Source organism: [Enterobacter] lignolyticus SCF1, assembly GCF_000164865.1.
Classification (GTDB): domain Bacteria; phylum Pseudomonadota; class Gammaproteobacteria; order Enterobacterales; family Enterobacteriaceae; genus Enterobacter_B; species Enterobacter_B lignolyticus.
In genome coordinates this window covers 510,035-526,831 of the sequence record NC_014618.1, presented here as the reverse complement: position 1 = coordinate 526,831, position 16,797 = coordinate 510,035, and the positions used below count along the sequence as shown (strand labels likewise).

Sequence of the window (16,797 nt, the reverse complement as noted above, 5' to 3'; positions counted from 1 at the left end):
AATAAGCAAAAAGCCCCGACGTTAAAAACGCGGGGGCTTTAAATAATAACATCTTGAATAATTACGGGATTAGATCGTCAGACAGGTTATACAGCTGCACCAGCGTCTGCATTTTTTCGCTCTTCCCCACGATCTCAGGCGTTTTGCCCTGCGCGCGGATCAGCGCGACAAAATGCACCAGCAGCGCCACACCCGCCGTATCCACGCGCGTAACGTCGCTCAGATCGAGGATGCTCACCCCCACCGTCGCCTCTGCGCGGGCGTCCCAGAGCGGCGGGATCACGTCCTGATCCAGCTCGCCCTGCAGCCGCAGGCGATCGTTATCGCGCGTCCAACCCAGAGATGGCGTCATTATTTTTTCTGTTCCAGGGTGATCGGCTGCTTCGCGATTGACTGCAGCTGCGCCGTCAGGCCGTCGATCCCTTTGGTGCGCAGCAGATCGCTCCACTCGTTCTGTTTGGTGGTGATCATGCTGACGCCTTCCGCGATCATGTCATACGCCTGCCAGTTGCCGGTCTGGGTATTTTTACGCCACTGGAAGTCCAGGCGTACCGGCGGACGACCGTTCGAGTCCACAATGGTGACGCGAATAGGCACAATGCTGGCCTCGCCGAACGGCTGCTCCGGCGCAATCTGATACGTCTGGCCGTGATACATCGCCAGCGCCTGGCCATAGGCCTGCTTCAGATATTCGTGGAACGCGGCGAAATAGGCCTCGCGCTGCGCCGGCGTGGCGTCGCGGTAGTAGCGGCCAAGCACCAGCGCGCCGGCATATTTTTCCTGAACATACGGCAGCAGCTCCTGATCGACCACCACGCGCAGGTAATCCGGATTCGCCCGAATTTTTGGCTGCTCGTTCTTCAGGCGATCAAACGTTTTTTTCGCGGCCTGATTCATCAGGGTATACGGGTTTGACTGATCGGCAGCCGTCGCCGCGGTCAGGGGGGCGATCGCCAGCATGGCTATCATAAGTAAACGTTTAAACATCGTTGATTCTCCCGAAATTAGTGCGACGCGCCAGCAGGCGGTACAGCGTCAGTATGTCCCTCATCCGGCGCTTTCACATCGCCAGAATTCTGATTCTCACTGCCCTTGTTGCTATAAAGGAACTGGCCGATCAGGTCCTCAAGCACCATGGCGGACTTCGTATCCTGGATGGTGCTGCCGTCTTTAAGCATAGACGTCCCCATTTCCGGATCGTCGAAACCGACGTTCAGCGCAAGGAATTGCTCGCCCAGCAGGCCGGAGGTGCGAATCGACAGCGAGCTGGTATCCGGAATCTGGTTATAGCGGTCTTCGATATCCAGCGTAACGCGCGGCAGATAGGTTTTCGGATCTAATGCTATCTCTTCCACGCGGCCAATCACCACCCCGCCGATGCGAACCGGAGAACGCACTTTCAGGCCGCCGATGTTATCGAAGGTCGCATAGACGCGATAGGTCGGCTCAGTACGCAGCGAGGTAAGGTCGGCTGCTTTCAGACAGATGAACAGTGCCGCCAGCAGCGCCACCAGTAAGAAAACGCCCACCCAGATTTCACTTTTTTTCGTTTGCATGAACTCAATTCCCAAACATCAATGCAGTCAGCACAAAATCTAACCCAAGCACCGCCAGAGAAGAGTGCACGACGGTGCGAGTCGTCGCGCGGCTGATCCCGGCAGAAGTAGGGATCGCATCATAGCCGTTGAATAACGCAATCCATGTCACCGTGATGGCAAACACCACGCTTTTAATCAGGCAATTCACTAAATCCATGCGCCACTCGACGGCATTTTGCATTGCCGTCCAGAAGAAGCCGGCATCAATGCCCTTCCAGCTCACCCCCACCAGCGAACCGCCCCAGATGCCGACGGCGACAAAGATAATGGTCAGCAACGGCAAGGAGATAACGCCCGCCCAGAAGCGAGGCGAAATCACCCGGCGCAGCGGATCGACCGCCATCATCTCCATGCTGGAGAGCTGCTCTGTCGCCCGCATCAGGCCGATTTCAGCCGTCAGCGCCGAACCGGCGCGCCCGGCAAACAGCAGCGCCGCGACCACCGGCCCGAGCTCGCGCAGCAGCGACAGCGCCACCAGCATGCCGAGGCTCGTTTCAGCGCTGTAGGTCGTCAACACCAGATAGCCCTGCAGCCCGAGCACCATGCCGATGAAGACGCCAGACACGATAATGATCAGCATGGAGAGCACGCCGACGTTATACAGCTGGCGCACCAGCAGCGGGGCATGCTTGCGAAACTCCGGTTTGCCGACCACGGCATTGAATAACATTAACCCGGCGCGGCCGAAGGCGGCGGTGGTTTTGATCCCCCGATGGCCCAACGCCGCCAGTGCATTTAACAGCATGAGTAACTTAGCTCCCTGTTCCTAATAAATCGCGGCGGTAGTCGCCCGCCGGATAGCGAAACGGCACCGGCCCATCGGCAATACCGTCAAGAAACTGGCGTACGCGCGGGTCGTCATTGACCTTCAGCGACTGCGCGCTGCCGTGAGCAACGATTTTCTTGTCCGCGACGATATAGGCGTAATCGGCAATGCTGAGAACCTCCGGCACGTCGTGCGATACGACGATGCAGGTTACGCCCAGCGCGCTGTTGAGCTCGGAGATCAGTTTGACCAGCACGCCCATGGTTATCGGGTCCTGCCCGACGAACGGCTCATCAAACATAATGAGATCCGGCTCCAGCGCTATCGCGCGAGCCAGCGCCGCGCGGCGCGCCATCCCGCCGGAAAGCTCAGACGGCATCAGCTTCGCCGCGCCGCGCAAACCGACCGCCTCAAGCTTCATCATCACCGTGCTTTTCAGCAGCGGCGGCGGCAGGCGGGTATGCTCGCGCAGCGGGTAGGCGACGTTGTCAAAGACGTTCATGTCGGTAAACAGCGCGCCGGACTGAAACAGCATGCTCATCCGTTTACGCACCGCATAAAGCCTCGAGCGCGACATCTCCGGCACGTTTTCGCCGTCAAACAAAATCTCGCCGCTGTCCGGCGGGATCTGCCCGCCGATGAGCCGCAGCAGCGTCGTTTTACCAATGCCCGACGGTCCCATAATCGCGGTGATTTTACCCCGCGGCACTGAGAGCGAGATATTGTCGAAGATAGTTCGCTGGCCCCGTGAGAAGCTCATGTTCTGAACGTCGACCAAATTCGCCAGAGTCTGGCTCATAGGTTCATCCTTACAAAAAACGCATAAGGTTAAGCATGGCGCGCAGCAGCGCCCCTAACCCATCATTTTTACAGAAACTTACCTGCCATGGTTAGCGAAAGCAGGCATTTGTTTTACTTTTTAGCCGCATAAAGTCAAAATTAAGAATTCGTCTACGTCCCGCACCCGGTAAGCGCGGACCGGCGATTATACCTGAAGAAAGGACTTTAGATGCTTTTAGCGACGGCTCTGTTAATAATTGGTTTACTTCTGGTGGTCTACAGCGCCGATCGTCTGGTTTTTGCCGCGTCTATCCTCTGTCGCACCATGGGCGTTCCGCCGCTGATTATCGGTATGACCGTGGTCAGCATAGGGACATCGCTGCCTGAAATAATCGTTTCTGTCGCCGCCTCCTTTCACGGGCAAATCGATCTGGCGATCGGCACCGCCATCGGCTCCAATATTATCAATATCCTGCTGATAATTGGTCTTGCCGCCCTGTTCCACGCATTTACCGTCCATTCCGATATCCTGCGCCGTGAATTGCCGCTAATGTTAATCGTGAGCCTGCTGGCGGGATATGTGCTGTATGATGGCGAGCTTTCGAGGCTCGACGGCGTATTTATGCTTACGCTGGCGGCGCTGTGGCTGTTTTTCATCGTGAAAATAGCCCGGCTTGCGGAGCACCAGGGCCCCGACAGCCTGACCCGCGAGCAGATGGCCGAACTTCCTCGCGAGGGGTCGCTGCCGGTGGCCTGCCTGTGGCTCGGCATCGCCTTGATTATTATGCCAATGGCAACCCGCATGGTGATAGACAACGCCACCGTGCTGGCGAACTATTTCGCCATGAGTGAGCTCACCATTGGCCTGACGGTCATCGCCATTGGCACCAGCCTGCCGGAGCTGGCGACAACCATTGCCGGCGCCCGAAAAGGTGAAGGCGATATCGCGATTGGCAATATAATAGGCTCCAACATCTTCAACATCGCCATTGTGCTCGGTTTACCCGCGCTCATCGCGCCAGGCGCGTTTAATCCCCTGGCGTTTCACCGTGATTATGGCGTGATGGTGCTGGTCAGCGTCATCTTCGCCCTGCTGTGCTGGCGCCGCCGCCTGCGGATAGGCAAAGTCGCCGGAGCGCTGTTAACCAGCGGGTTTATTGTTTGGCTGGCGTTTCTCTACTGGGGCACGCCGTTTTTCGCAGAGTGAATCGGAATAACATTATGTCGCAAATAGATTTGCAGCCGGATTTTGACTTTCAGAAAGCAGGCCTTGAGGTACTGGAGATTGAACGTGAAGGTCTGGCCCAGCTCGATCAATACATCAACCAGGACTTCGCCCTCGCCTGCGAGAGAATGTTCAAATGCGGCGGCAAAGTCGTGGTTATGGGGATGGGTAAATCCGGCCATATCGGCCGCAAGATGGCCGCGACCTTCGCCAGTACCGGCACCTCGTCGTTTTTCGTCCACCCGGGCGAAGCGGCGCATGGCGACCTTGGAATGGTGACGGCGCAGGATGTGGTGATTGCCCTCTCCAACTCTGGCGAATCCAATGAGATCCTCGCGCTGATCCCGGTGCTTAAGCGTCTGCAGGTGCCGCTTATCTGCATGACCGGCCGTGCGGACAGCAGCATGGCGAAAGCCGCCGATATTCACCTGTGCGTGAAGGTACAGAAGGAAGCCTGCCCGCTGGGCCTGGCGCCTACCTCCAGCACTACCGCCGCGCTGGTGATGGGCGATGCGCTCGCCGTCGCGCTGCTGAAAGCGCGTGGCTTTACGGCCGAAGACTTCGCCCTGTCGCACCCGGGCGGCGCGCTGGGCCGTAAGCTGCTGCTGCGGGTGAACGATATCATGCACACCGGCGATGAAATTCCGCGCGTCAATAAAGCGGCATCGCTTCGCGACGCGCTGCTGGAGATCACCCGTAAAAATCTGGGTATGACCGTCATCTGCGACGACCAGATGACTATCGATGGTATTTTCACCGATGGCGACCTGCGTCGGGTCTTCGACATGGGCGCGGACGTCCGCAGCCTGAGCATCGCGGACGTCATGACCCACGGCGGCATCCGGGTGCGTTCCGGCACGCTTGCCGTGGATGTGCTGAACCTGATGCAGTCCCGCCATATCACCTGCGTGATGGTTGCTGATGGCGACCATCTGCTGGGTGTGGTACATATGCATGATCTGCTGCGCGCAGGCGTAGTATAAGTAAGGATAAAACAATGAGTAATGCTGGTGCGTCGGTGACGACCTGCTATGGCGCGGTCAGCGCGCAGATTATTCAGCGTGCGGCAAACATCCGCCTGCTGATTCTGGACGTTGACGGCGTGTTGTCTGATGGCCTTATCTACATGGGCAATAACGGCGAAGAGCTGAAAGCCTTCAACGTACGCGATGGTTATGGTATTCGCTGTGCGATGACCTCCGATATTGAAGTCGCCATTATCACCGGGCGAAAGGCTAAACTGGTAGAAGACCGCTGTAAAACGCTGGGGATCACCCGTCTCTGGCAGGGGCAGTCCGATAAGCTTATCGCGTATCGAGAGCTGCTCGCGACGCTGGCGCTGCGCCCGGAAGAGGTCGCCTATGTTGGCGACGACCTGATCGACTGGCCGGTGATGGCGGAGGTCGGCCTGAGCGTTGCCGTGGCTGACGCGCATCCGCTGCTCATTCCGCGTGCGGATTACGTCACGCATATTGCGGGGGGTAAAGGCGCTGTGCGGGAGGTGTGTGATTTGCTGCTGCTGGCTCAGGGCAAGCTAGATGAGGCCAAAGGGCAATCCATATGAGTAAAACCAGACGTTGGGTTATCATTCTGCTCTCGTTGGTCGCGCTGGTGCTGATCGGCTATAACTTCGTGAATAAAGACGATGCGGTGCACCCAATCGCCAACAGCAATGACCCGACTTACAAAAGCGAGCATACCGATACGCTCGTTTACAGCCCGGAAGGCGCGCTTAACTATCGCCTGATTGCGGAACATGTGGAGTATTTTTCCGATGACGCCGTTTCGTGGTTTGAGCACCCGCTGCTGACCACGTATGACGTCAACAAGGTTGCGACATGGTCCATCAAAGCGGATCGCGCCAAGCTGACGAACGACCGTATGCTGTATCTTTATGGGCATGTTGAAATCAACGCGCTAACGCCGGACTCTCAACTGCGCAAAATAACAACAGATAACGCCATGGTAAATCTGATAACGCAAGACGTAAGTTCAGACGATCTGGTGACGTTGTATGGGACGACATTTAATTCCAGCGGCCTGAAAATGCGCGGCAACTTACGCAGCAAAAACGCAGAGCTGATTGAAAAGGTGAGAACCTCTTATGAAATTCAAAACAAACAAACTCAGCCTTAAGCTTGCTCTTACCAGCGTCCTGCTGGCGGCCAGCCTGCCGGCGCTGGCGCTAACCGGCGACACCGATCAACCGATTCATATCGAGTCCGATCAGCAGTCGCTGGATATGCAGGGTAACGTCGCCACCTTTACCGGCAACGTTATCGTCACCCAGGGCAGTATCAAGATTAATGCGGATAAGGTCGTCGTCACTCGCCCGGGCGGTGAAAAAGGGAAAGAAACCATCGACGGTTACGGCAACCCGGCCACCTTCTACCAGATGCAGGACAACGGCAAGCCGGTGAAGGGGCACTCTTCCAAAATGCACTATGAAACGGCAAATGATTTCGTGGTGCTGACGGGGAACGCCTATCTGGAGCAGCTCGACAGCAACATCAAAGGCGACAAGATTACCTATCTGGTGAAAGAGCAGAAAATGCAGGCGTTCAGCGATAAAGGCAAACGCGTGACCACGGTGCTGGTACCGTCGCAGCTGCAGGATAAAGGCAACAACAAGGCTCCGGCGCCGCAGAAAAAGAGTAACTAATTCGCTATGGCAACATTAACTGCAAAAAATCTCGCAAAAGCCTATAAGGGCCGCCGGGTGGTCGAGGACGTTAGCCTCACCGTTAACTCCGGTGAGATTGTCGGTCTGCTGGGGCCAAACGGCGCCGGGAAGACCACCACCTTTTACATGGTGGTCGGCATCGTGCCGCGCGACGCCGGCAACATTATCATCGACGGCGACGATATCAGCCTGCTACCGCTGCATGCCCGCGCCCGTCGCGGTATCGGCTATCTGCCGCAGGAAGCCTCGATTTTCCGCCGCCTGAGCGTATTTGATAACCTAATGGCGGTGCTGCAAATTCGCGATGATTTAAGCAACGAGCAGCGCGAGGATCGCGCCAACGAGCTGATGGAAGAGTTCCATATCGAGCATCTGCGCGACAGCCTGGGGCAGGCGCTGTCCGGCGGGGAGCGCCGCCGTGTGGAAATTGCGCGCGCGCTGGCGGCAAACCCGAAATTCATCCTGCTGGATGAACCCTTTGCCGGCGTCGATCCTATCTCTGTTATCGACATCAAACGCATCATTGAACATCTGCGCGACAGCGGTCTTGGCGTGCTGATTACCGACCACAACGTGCGAGAAACGCTGGCCGTCTGTGAACGCGCCTACATTGTTAGCCAGGGTCACCTTATCGCCCACGGTACGCCAGAAGAAATCCTGCAAGACGAGCAGGTTAAGCGCGTGTACCTTGGGGAAGACTTCAGACTCTGATAGGGTATCAGGTATAGACGTATTAGCCGGAGACATTTGCCCTGACCATGAAGCAAGGTTTGCAATTAAGGCTCAGCCAACAGCTCGCCATGACACCACAACTGCAGCAGGCCATCCGCTTGCTGCAGCTGTCCACGTTGGAACTTCAGCAGGAACTTCAGCAGGCGCTGGAGAGCAACCCGCTGCTTGAGCAAACCGAGCTCCACGATGAAGTTGCGTCTACGGAAGTCCAGGACAGCGAAACGCTCGATACCGTCGACGCGCTCGAGCAAAAAGAGATGCCCGAGGAGCTGCCGCTGGACGCCAGCTGGGACGAGATCTATACCGCCGGAACCCCTTCCGGGACCGGCGCGGATTATCAGGACGACGAGATTCCGGTCTATCAGGGCGAAACCACGCAGACGCTGCAGGATTATCTGATGTGGCAGGTCGAGCTGACGCCCTTTTCCGATACCGATCGGGCTATCGCCACTTCCATTGTTGATGCGGTGGACGAGACGGGCTACCTGACGGTAACGCTGGACGACATCCTTGAAAGCATGGGCGATGAAGAGATTGGGCTCGACGAAGTGGAAGCGGTGCTCAAGCGAATCCAGCGTTTCGATCCCGTCGGCGTTGCGGCGCGCGATCTGCGCGACTGCCTGCTGATCCAGCTTTCGCAGTTTGCCAGGGAGACGCCGTGGCTGGAAGAAGCCCAGCTCATCATCAGCGATCATCTCGATCTTCTCGCCAACCATGACTTCCGCACGCTGATGCGCGTAACCCGGTTAAAGGAAGAGGTGCTGAAAGAGGCGGTAGCGCTGATTCAGTCGCTGGATCCTCGCCCCGGCCAGTCGATCCAGACCGGCGAGCCTGAGTATGTGATCCCCGACGTTCTGGTGCGCAAAGTCAACGATCGCTGGGCGGTGGATCTCAACGCCGACAGCCTTCCGCGTCTGCAGATAAATCAGCATTACGCCGGGATGTGCAATAACGCCCGCAACGATGCCGACAGCCAGTTCATTCGCAGCAACCTGCAGGAAGCCCGCTGGCTGATTAAAAGCCTGGAAAGCCGTAACGATACGCTGCTGCGCGTCAGCCGCTGCATCGTCGAACAGCAGCAGGCCTTCTTTGAAAAGGGCGAAGAGTTTATGAAGCCGATGGTGCTGGCGGATATCGCCCAGGCCGTCGAGATGCACGAATCCACGATTTCACGCGTCACGACGCAGAAGTATCTGCACAGTCCGCGTGGCATTTTTGAGCTTAAGTATTTCTTCTCCAGCCACGTCAATACCGAGGGCGGCGGCGAAGCCTCGTCCACGGCCATTCGCGCGCTGGTGAAGAAGTTAATTGCCGCGGAAAATCCCGCGAAACCGCTGAGTGACAGTAAGCTGACCACCATGCTCTGTGAACAGGGTATCATGGTGGCTCGCCGTACCGTTGCAAAGTACCGAGAGTCTTTATCCATTCCGCCGTCTAACCAGCGTAAACAACTGGTCTGACACAACCGATAAGGAAGACACTATGCAGCTCAATATCACAGGACACAATGTCGAAATTACTGAGGCTCTGCGCGATTTCGTTACCTCGAAATTCGCTAAGCTGGAGCAGTTCTTCGAACGCATTAATCAGGTCTATATTGTGTTAAAAGTGGAAAAAGTGACTCATATCTCGGACGCCACCCTGCATGTTAACGGTGGTGAAATCCATGCCAGTGCGGAAGGGCAGGATATGTATGCCGCTATCGACGGTCTTATCGATAAGCTGGCGCGACAGTTGACCAAACATAAAGATAAACTGAAACAACACTAATTGTCCGGGCGTTCGCCTGATGCCATAGTGCGCGTCGGGCGAAACGCAGGTGAAATTATGATGAACAACGATTCCGCTCTACAACTGAGCAATGTCCTTAACCAGGAATGTACCCGCAGTGCTGTTCACTGCCAGAGTAAAAAACGTGCGCTGGAAATCATCAGCGAACTGGCTGCTAAACAGCTCAGTTTGCCGCCTCAGGTGGTATTTGAGGCCATACTGACCCGCGAGAAAATGGGCAGTACCGGCATCGGCAACGGCATCGCCATCCCTCACGGTAAGCTGGAGGAGGATACGTTGCGCGCCGTCGGCGTCTTTGTACAGCTTGAAACGCCAATCCCGTTTGACGCCATTGATAACCAGCCGGTAGACCTGCTGTTCGCCCTGCTGGTGCCGGCCGATCAAACCAAAACGCACCTGCATACGCTCTCTCTGGTGGCAAAGCGTCTGGCCGATAAAACTATCTGCCGCCGCCTGCGCAGCGCGCAGAGCGACGAAGAGCTGTACCAGATAATCACGGGAGAAGAAGGCAGCGATGACGCGTAATGAGGAACCCTGTTGTGAGGAGAAACAGTAGATGGTACTGATGATCGTCAGCGGTCGTTCAGGCTCGGGGAAATCCGTCGCCTTGCGCGCGTTGGAAGATATGGGCTTCTACTGTGTAGATAACCTGCCGGTCATCTTGCTGCCTGAACTGGCAAAAAGCCTGGTGGACAGAAACATCTCCGCAGCGGTAAGCATCGACGTGCGCAACATGCCGGAATCACCGGAAATTTTCGAACAGGCGATGCAGAACCTGCCGGAAGCGTTCTCACCGCAGCTGCTGTTCCTCGATGCCGATCGCAATACGCTGATTCGTCGCTACAGCGATACCCGCCGCCTGCACCCGCTCTCCAGCAAAAACCTGTCGCTGGAAAGCGCTATCGACCAGGAAAGCGATCTGCTCGAGCCCCTGCGCTCCCGGGCCGACCTGATCGTCGACACCTCAGAGATGTCGGTGCATGAGCTGGCCGAGATGCTCAGAACGCGCCTGCTGGGCAAACGCGAGCGCGAGCTGACGATGGTGTTCGAATCGTTTGGTTTTAAGCACGGCATCCCTATCGATGCCGACTACGTTTTTGACGTCCGCTTTTTGCCCAACCCGCACTGGGACCCGAAGCTGCGACCGATGACCGGCCTCGATAAGCCCGTCGCGGCGTTTCTTGACCGGCATACAGAAGTTCACAATTTTATCTACCAGACCCGCAGCTATCTTGAGCTATGGTTACCTATGCTGGAAACCAACAACCGTAGCTACCTGACGGTCGCTATAGGCTGTACCGGCGGTAAACACCGCTCGGTGTACATTGCCGAGCAGCTGGCTGACTATTTCCGCTCGCGCGGTAAAAACGTGCAGTCTCGTCACCGGACGCTGGAAAAACGCAAAACATGACCGTAAAGCAAACCGTTGAAATCACTAATAAGCTGGGCATGCATGCGCGCCCGGCGATGAAGCTGTTTGAGCTGGTGCAAGGCTTTGATGCAGAGGTGTTGTTGCGTAACGACGAAGGCACGGAAGCGGAAGCCAGCAGCGTCATTGCCCTGCTCATGCTGGATTCCGCCAAAGGACGGCAGATAGAGATTGAGGCCAGCGGTCCGCAGGAGCAGGAAGCGCTGTCGGCGGTGATTGCCCTCTTTAACGCCGGATTCGACGAAGACTAACCGCGATATTTTTCACTTCGCGTACAGCTTATTTTCCGTCATAAACCCTTCCCCACCGAGCTGCCGCATCTGGCGCAGGATCCACGCCTGGCGGCTGCGGACATAGCCTGACGGCGCATCGGCGCGAAAGCGAATGGGATTCGGCAACACCGCGGCGAGCAGCGCTGCTTCAGACATCGTCAACCGACTGGCGGGCTTATGAAAATAACGCTGCGAGGCGGCCTCTACGCCAAATACCCCCTCACCAAATTCCGCAATGTTCAGGTACACCGTCAGAATACGCCTTTTGCTCCAGACGGTTTCAATACCGAGCGTTAACCCGGCCTCCAGCCCTTTACGCACCCAGCTGCGACCGTCCCAGAGAAACAGGTTTTTGGCCGTCTGCTGCGACAGCGTAGACGCGCCGCGGATGCGGTTTTCATTACGCTCGTTATGCGCCAGCGCCTTCTCGATGGCGGTGACGTCAAACCCCCAGTGATCGGGGAACTTCTGGTCCTCGGCGGCAATGACCGCCAGCCCCATCCATGGCGACATGTCGCTCATGCTCACCCAGTCAGCATGCGCGACATAGTGAAAATCCCCCCGCAGCCAGGCGCCGATCTGGCGTTCTGCCATCACCGCGGAAAAGGGTACCGGCACAATACTGAACAGGGCGATACCGCCCCCCCAGAATACCGCCAGCACCAGCGCCGCGCGCAGGAAGAGCCGCTTTGACCAGGCCAGCGGGGAAAAGCGAATCCTCATGCGCACAGAGCCAGCACGCGGGCCACCAGTTTCTCAATGCCCGTCGCCGCTTCGGCAATGTTCTGCGCCAGCATGTAGGCCGGAGTGGTGATCACTTTGTTGTCTTCATCCACCACAATATCGTCCACCGGACACGGCACATGCTCAGCGCCCATATCCTCAAGCATTTCTGCAGTATCAATATCGGTACCGATGGTAAGACGGAGCGGAAAATCAAAAATTTTCGGCAGCAGCGCGGGGGCAATACACATAAATCCCAGCGGTTTTCCCGCCTGGTGCAGTGAACGGGCGAGCTGCGCCAGGCTGCTGTCAACCGTGCACTGGACGCCTTCGGCGGCAAAGTTGCTGAGGTTCTTCGCCGCGCCAAATCCGCCGGGCACAATCAGCGCGTCGAGATCCGCAGCACGAGCCTGCGACAGCGGCTGGATCTCGCCGCGGGCAATACGCGCGGCTTCAATCAGGACGTTACGATTTTCCGCCATCGGCTCAGCCGCGAGATGATTAATCACATCCGACTGGCTTTTATCCGGAGCAAAACAGACCGCCTGCGCGCCGCTGCGGGCAATCGCCAGCAGCGTAATGACCGCTTCATGAATTTCCGTACCGTCATAAACGCCACACCCGCTCAGCACCACGCCTATTTTTTTCATCGCCTAAATCCTTCTTTGCAACTGTATGAAACCCATTAAAAAATTTAATTTAACCGCTACGCTTCACATATTTTACTGATCTGCATAACAAATATTTTAAGCTTTGCTATCTTATGAGCGTGCGGCCTTATTTTCAGGGTTGCGTCCTTGCCAAAAACTATTCTAACGATTCCGGCGCAGCCACGATTTCCCTGGTGTTGGCGCAGTATTCGCGCACCCCGGTTCATCCGGGGTCATTTTTTTCTACCGGCTGGCAACCCAGGCCTTCAGCGTCGCCACATCCTGCGGCCATTCGGTTTTCATCTCTTCAACCCATTCACCAACATTATCCCACCAGGCAGGCAGGTCGGGTGACTGGATCTGCTGGCCGAGCTGCTGGATATGACGCAGCCCCACGGAGCCTGCCGCGCCTTTAATTTTGTGCCCCTCTTCAACGATACCTTTCTGATCGCGCGCCGTCAGGTTCGACTCCAGCACGGCCAGATAGCCAGGCATCATTTTCTCGAATACCGCCAGACCGTCGGTGATAAGTTTCGGTCCCACCAGATCGATATACTGCTCAAGCATCGCTATATCCAACACGCTTTGCGCTTTACTGCTGTCTTGCGTTGTCACATGGCTCTCCTCATCGTCACAGGTATCCCAGAATTTCTTAATCATTGCCGTCAACGCCGGTACGGCCAACGGCTTGCTCAGCACGTCATCCATTCCGGCATCGAGATATTCTTTTTTGTCCTTCAGGACGTTGGCGGTCAGCGCCACCAGCGGCGGCAGCTCATCGGCGGCGTACTGTTTTTTCAGCGCGCGTGAAATGTCCAGCCCGGTCATATCCGGCAACTGAATATCGAGCAGCACCAGGTCGTATTCGGTCGGCGAGAACATCTCCAGCGCTTCTTTCCCGGTCATCGCCACGTCAACGCTGTTGCCCAGCTTCTCCAGCACCGAGCGGGCCACGATAACGTTCAGCTCAATATCCTCCACCAGCAGCACGTGCAGCGCCGGCAGCGGCATGTCGTCATCGTCCTGGGTATCCGCGCCCTCTTCAATAACCGCCGGCGCGTTGACCGTCAGGGTAAAGGTGGAGCCTTTCCCCGGCAGGCTGCTCACGGTGATATCGCCGCCCATATTTTTCGCCAGGCGTTTTGATACCGCCAGACCAATGCCGGTCCCCGTCGCCGGTTTGCCGCCATGGCTGTCTTTGACCTGGTAATACATGGCGAAAATCTTATCCTGCTCCTCCTGCGGAATACCGATCCCGGAGTCTTCCACCTCAAAGCGCAGCATATCGCCGGCGTCATAGCGAACCCGTACCGTCACCTGCCCCTGTTGGGTAAATTTGACGGCATTGCTGATCAGGTTCCAGAGGATCTGGCGCAGACGCGTGCCGTCGGTAATCACCTTATGCGGCAGCGGCAGCGTCGGCTCCATCACGAAGCGCAGGCCTTTTTGCTGCGCCTGCAGCCCGGAGAGGTTTTCGAGATCCGCCATAAAGCCGGTAAAATCCACCGGCTGGTTGTCGAGCTGGACCTTGCGCCGCTCCATCTTATCCATATCAATGATATCGTTGAAAATATTGCCCAGCGTCACCGCCGAAATATGGATCGTTTTCAGGTATTTTTCCTGCTCGGCGGTCAGGTCGGTGTCGAGCAGGATGCGGCTCAGGCCGACAATGCCGTTCAGCGGCGTTCTCAGCTCGTGGCTGATGGTCGAGATAAACGTGGTCTTATCGCGGCTGGCGCGCTCCAGGGCGTCCTGATAGCGCTTACGCTCGGTGATATCGCGGCCAAATCCCATCAGCCCGTGGCGCTTGCCGACACGGTCGTAGTAAGGCACTTTGCGGATTTCGAAACAGGCTTTGCGCCCGTCCGGGTAGTCCAGCCACTGCTCGTAGGTCAGCGACACGTTGTGGCGAAAGACCTTCTCATCCGTTTCAATCACCTTCTCCGCCGCCTCCGGGGAGTAGACGTCCTGCGGATGCAGATGAATCAGCTGCTTTTCGCTTTTGCCGGTCAGCAGCTCCATCGCCCGGTTACAGCCGGAAAACTCTTTATCTTCGTTGCGGTAAAAGACCAGGTCCGGCGAGGCGTCAAGAAACGAACGCAGAAAAGAGGACTGCTGCTCAAGCTGGATCTGCGTCTCTTCGCGCTCCTGCATCTCCACTTTGAGCTGCTCAAGCGTGCTCTGACGCTCGGCCTCCGCCTTTTCGCGATCGCTGATTTCCTGATTAAGCTGGGCGATGTTGTCTTTCAGCTGCACGTTGAGCTTCAGGTCGCGCTCGCGCATCTCCTCCAGCTTTTCAACCAGCCGCGACAGGCGCTGGCGCGACTCCTCAAGCTGCTCAACCACCACCGACAAGAAATAGACCGCCCAGGGCGTAATCAGCAGGCCGAAAAAGATAGAGCGGATGACGTCAATACTCTCGACCTGACCATGCAGCACCATGGTCACCGCCATCTGCACGACAATGGCCAGCACCACCAGCGCCAGCGCCAGCAGCATTGAGAAGCGTACCAGGCCAAGCTTCATCATCAGATCGACATAGTACTGCGCAAGCATTCGGATTTGCTTCATAGGGAATTCCTTCACCACAACATCGCTCAATCATACCCAATTCTGAGCAATGCGTTGAAGGTTGTGCGAAAAATGAGGTAAAGGTCGGATCAGAACCGCAGACCGGATGGCGCCGCGCCTGTCAGTCGCGAGGGGGTTCGCAAGCCTGAATCGGCTGTACCCACGGCGTCCCCAGCGCCGAACCCTGCACGCCGTGTTCATTGAGGTATTTATCCAGCTCAACCATCCCGGTCCAGCGATTTTCGCACCACAGCGGCGCCAGCAGCGTCGGGCGGCGGGCGCTGGCGGAAATCCGGTGATACACCACCTCCGGCGGCGTGTGGCGGATCATCTCCCCGGCGGTACGCGTATAGTCCTCAAGCGTGATGCCGTCGAGCCGGCCCGCCTGCCAGGCTTTCGCCATAATGCTGCCGGTCACGATGTGCAGCGGATGCAGCTTTATGCCGTCGACGCCCGTATCCACCACCTGTTCCAGGGTCTGCAGGCACGCCTGCTCTCCCTCGCCCGGCAGGCCGACGATAAGGTGCGTGCATACCTTCAGCCCCCGCTCGCGGGCAAGCCGCGTGGTTTTCTGATAGCAGGCGAAATCATGTCCGCGGTTGATGCGGCGCAGCGTTTTGTCCTGCGCCGACTGCAGCCCCAGCTCCAGCCACACCTCATACCCCCGATCGTTATACCCGGAGAGCAAATCAAGCACCGCCTCCGGCACGCAGTCAGGACGCGTACCGACGCACAGCCCGACGATGCTGACCTGGCTCACCGCCTGCTGGTACATGGCGCGCAGCACCTGCACTTCGGCAAAAGTGCTGGTATACGCCTGAAAATAGGCGAGGTAGCGTCTGGCGCGGTTCACCAGCGCCGCCTGGTGCGACAGCTGTTCGGCAATGGAGCGATGCTGCTGCGCCTCATCGGCAAACGAGGCGACGTTACAGAACGTGCAGCCGCCGCGACCCAGCGTGCCGTCGCGGTTGGGGCAGCTAAAACCGCCGTGCAGCGTCAGCTTATGGACCTTTTCGCCATAGCGACGCGTAAGATCCCCACCAAACATATTGACTAATTTCTGTAACTGCATAATCTGATAGACCGGCCTGAAGCAAAGGGGCCAAGCCTGCCATTTTTAGTCTCTTTCGGCGATGACCTGGATCAAACGCCGCGGAGGCCTTTTATTTATTGCATAATCAGTCAAAATAAACGTGATTTCATGCACGCTGCCGCTGATAATATTTCCTTATGCCCGCCCCCATTTTTCCGTTTCTCCGCGCCATAGTGAAAAACAGTGTCATCACGCGAGTTACCCCGCACGGGTAGATGAAAATTCTGCGTTAAACCACCACATCAGCACAGATAAGTAATAATAGCGCCATGAGATAGTGAGACAGATCACACTCAGTCGCCAATTATTCGAGGTTCATCACAATGTGAAAAAGCCTGAAAATTATTACATTTCAGTAAATTAACCACTCTATAGCACATTTTTGTATCAATAAGATTGCCATTTGACCTGTGTCCAGATTCCCGATAAGTTGAGAATCCGCTGGAAGCTTTCTCGATGAGCGGTCTGCTCATCATATTTATGC

The 16,797-nt window shown here is 56.8% G+C and carries 20 protein-coding genes; 11 read left to right on the top strand and 9 right to left on the bottom strand.

Translation table 11 applies throughout. The annotated features are described in order from the left end of the window. Window positions 1-61: 61 nt before the first annotated feature. The 5 genes from mlaB to mlaF are packed head-to-tail and all read right to left on the bottom strand — an operon-like array spanning window position 62 to window position 3,163. Window positions 62-352, bottom strand: a complete 291-nt coding sequence (mlaB, locus tag ENTCL_RS02545) for a lipid asymmetry maintenance protein MlaB (RefSeq protein WP_013364537.1) — start codon at window positions 350-352, stop codon at window positions 62-64. Beyond that, window positions 352-987, bottom strand: a complete 636-nt coding sequence (mlaC, locus tag ENTCL_RS02540; protein WP_013364536.1) for a phospholipid-binding protein MlaC — start codon at window positions 985-987, stop codon at window positions 352-354. Before mlaC ends, mlaB begins: the two co-directional genes overlap by 1 nt. A 17-nt stretch (window positions 988-1,004) precedes the next feature. After that, a complete protein-coding gene (mlaD, locus tag ENTCL_RS02535; RefSeq protein WP_013364535.1) occupies window positions 1,005-1,556 on the bottom strand; it encodes an outer membrane lipid asymmetry maintenance protein MlaD in 552 nt (183 codons plus the stop codon). Window positions 1,557-1,560: 4 nt separating this feature from the next. Next, window positions 1,561-2,343 carry a lipid asymmetry maintenance ABC transporter permease subunit MlaE gene (gene mlaE / locus ENTCL_RS02530; RefSeq protein ID WP_013364534.1) on the bottom strand — a complete coding sequence of 261 codons (783 nt, stop codon included), beginning with the start codon at window positions 2,341-2,343 and terminating at the stop codon, window positions 1,561-1,563. A gap of 7 nt (window positions 2,344-2,350) precedes the next feature. Further along, window positions 2,351-3,163 (bottom strand): phospholipid ABC transporter ATP-binding protein MlaF, encoded by an 813-nt coding sequence (mlaF, locus tag ENTCL_RS02525; protein WP_013364533.1) that lies wholly within the window; start codon window positions 3,161-3,163, stop codon window positions 2,351-2,353. Between the two features lie 210 nt (window positions 3,164-3,373). Here mlaF and ENTCL_RS02520 point away from each other — a divergent pair, with 210 nt between their 5' ends. The 11 genes from ENTCL_RS02520 to npr are packed head-to-tail and all read left to right on the top strand — an operon-like array spanning window position 3,374 to window position 11,255. Continuing rightward, a complete protein-coding gene (locus ENTCL_RS02520) occupies window positions 3,374-4,351 on the top strand; it encodes a calcium/sodium antiporter (RefSeq protein WP_013364532.1) in 978 nt (325 codons plus the stop codon). Window positions 4,352-4,365: 14 nt separating this feature from the next. Further along, the gene (kdsD, locus tag ENTCL_RS02515) at window positions 4,366-5,352 is read left to right on the top strand and encodes an arabinose-5-phosphate isomerase KdsD (RefSeq protein WP_013364531.1); all 987 of its coding nucleotides are present in this window, start codon (window positions 4,366-4,368) and stop codon (window positions 5,350-5,352) included. Between the two features lie 14 nt (window positions 5,353-5,366). Further along, window positions 5,367-5,933, top strand: coding sequence for a 3-deoxy-manno-octulosonate-8-phosphatase KdsC (gene kdsC / locus ENTCL_RS02510; protein ID WP_013364530.1), 567 nt, complete (start codon window positions 5,367-5,369; stop codon window positions 5,931-5,933). Continuing rightward, on the top strand, window positions 5,930-6,505 hold the full coding sequence (gene lptC, locus ENTCL_RS02505) for an LPS export ABC transporter periplasmic protein LptC (RefSeq protein ID WP_013364529.1): 576 nt from the start codon (window positions 5,930-5,932) through the stop codon (window positions 6,503-6,505). Before kdsC ends, lptC begins: the two co-directional genes overlap by 4 nt. Further along, entirely contained in the window at window positions 6,474-7,031 is a 558-nt protein-coding gene (gene lptA / locus ENTCL_RS02500; RefSeq protein ID WP_013364528.1) for a lipopolysaccharide ABC transporter substrate-binding protein LptA, read from the top strand. Before lptC ends, lptA begins: the two co-directional genes overlap by 32 nt. Before the next feature lie 6 nt (window positions 7,032-7,037). Further along, on the top strand, window positions 7,038-7,763 hold the full coding sequence (gene lptB, locus ENTCL_RS02495; protein ID WP_013364527.1) for an LPS export ABC transporter ATP-binding protein: 726 nt from the start codon (window positions 7,038-7,040) through the stop codon (window positions 7,761-7,763). Between the two features lie 47 nt (window positions 7,764-7,810). Further along, entirely contained in the window at window positions 7,811-9,244 is a 1,434-nt protein-coding gene (gene rpoN / locus ENTCL_RS02490; RefSeq protein WP_013364526.1) for an RNA polymerase factor sigma-54, read from the top strand. A 22-nt stretch (window positions 9,245-9,266) separates the two neighbouring features. Next, on the top strand, window positions 9,267-9,554 hold the full coding sequence (hpf, locus tag ENTCL_RS02485; RefSeq protein WP_013364525.1) for a ribosome hibernation promoting factor: 288 nt from the start codon (window positions 9,267-9,269) through the stop codon (window positions 9,552-9,554). A 57-nt stretch (window positions 9,555-9,611) separates the two neighbouring features. Continuing rightward, window positions 9,612-10,100 (top strand): PTS IIA-like nitrogen regulatory protein PtsN, encoded by a 489-nt coding sequence (gene ptsN, locus ENTCL_RS02480; protein ID WP_013364524.1) that lies wholly within the window; start codon window positions 9,612-9,614, stop codon window positions 10,098-10,100. 31 nt (window positions 10,101-10,131) lie between these two features. Next, a complete protein-coding gene (rapZ, locus tag ENTCL_RS02475) occupies window positions 10,132-10,986 on the top strand; it encodes an RNase adapter RapZ (RefSeq protein WP_013364523.1) in 855 nt (284 codons plus the stop codon). Continuing rightward, window positions 10,983-11,255, top strand: a complete 273-nt coding sequence (gene npr / locus ENTCL_RS02470; RefSeq protein ID WP_013364522.1) for a PTS phosphocarrier protein NPr — start codon at window positions 10,983-10,985, stop codon at window positions 11,253-11,255. Before rapZ ends, npr begins: the two co-directional genes overlap by 4 nt. A gap of 12 nt (window positions 11,256-11,267) precedes the next feature. Here npr and mtgA read toward each other — a convergent pair whose 3' ends face one another. The 4 genes from mtgA to mnmL all read right to left on the bottom strand — a co-directional run bounded on the left by mtgA (window position 11,268) and on the right by mnmL (window position 16,292). Then, window positions 11,268-11,999, bottom strand: coding sequence for a monofunctional biosynthetic peptidoglycan transglycosylase (mtgA, locus tag ENTCL_RS02465; protein ID WP_013364521.1), 732 nt, complete (start codon window positions 11,997-11,999; stop codon window positions 11,268-11,270). After that, a complete protein-coding gene (gene elbB, locus ENTCL_RS02460) occupies window positions 11,996-12,649 on the bottom strand; it encodes an isoprenoid biosynthesis glyoxalase ElbB (protein ID WP_013364520.1) in 654 nt (217 codons plus the stop codon). Before elbB ends, mtgA begins: the two co-directional genes overlap by 4 nt. Window positions 12,650-12,892: 243 nt before the next feature. Further along, window positions 12,893-15,220 (bottom strand): aerobic respiration two-component sensor histidine kinase ArcB, encoded by a 2,328-nt coding sequence (arcB, locus tag ENTCL_RS02455; protein WP_013364519.1) that lies wholly within the window; start codon window positions 15,218-15,220, stop codon window positions 12,893-12,895. A 121-nt stretch (window positions 15,221-15,341) separates the two neighbouring features. Continuing rightward, window positions 15,342-16,292: a tRNA modification radical SAM protein MnmL/YtqA gene (gene mnmL, locus ENTCL_RS02450; RefSeq protein ID WP_013364518.1), complete on the bottom strand. Its 951-nt coding sequence runs from the start codon at window positions 16,290-16,292 to the stop codon at window positions 15,342-15,344. Between the last annotated feature and the right edge of the window lie 505 nt (window positions 16,293-16,797).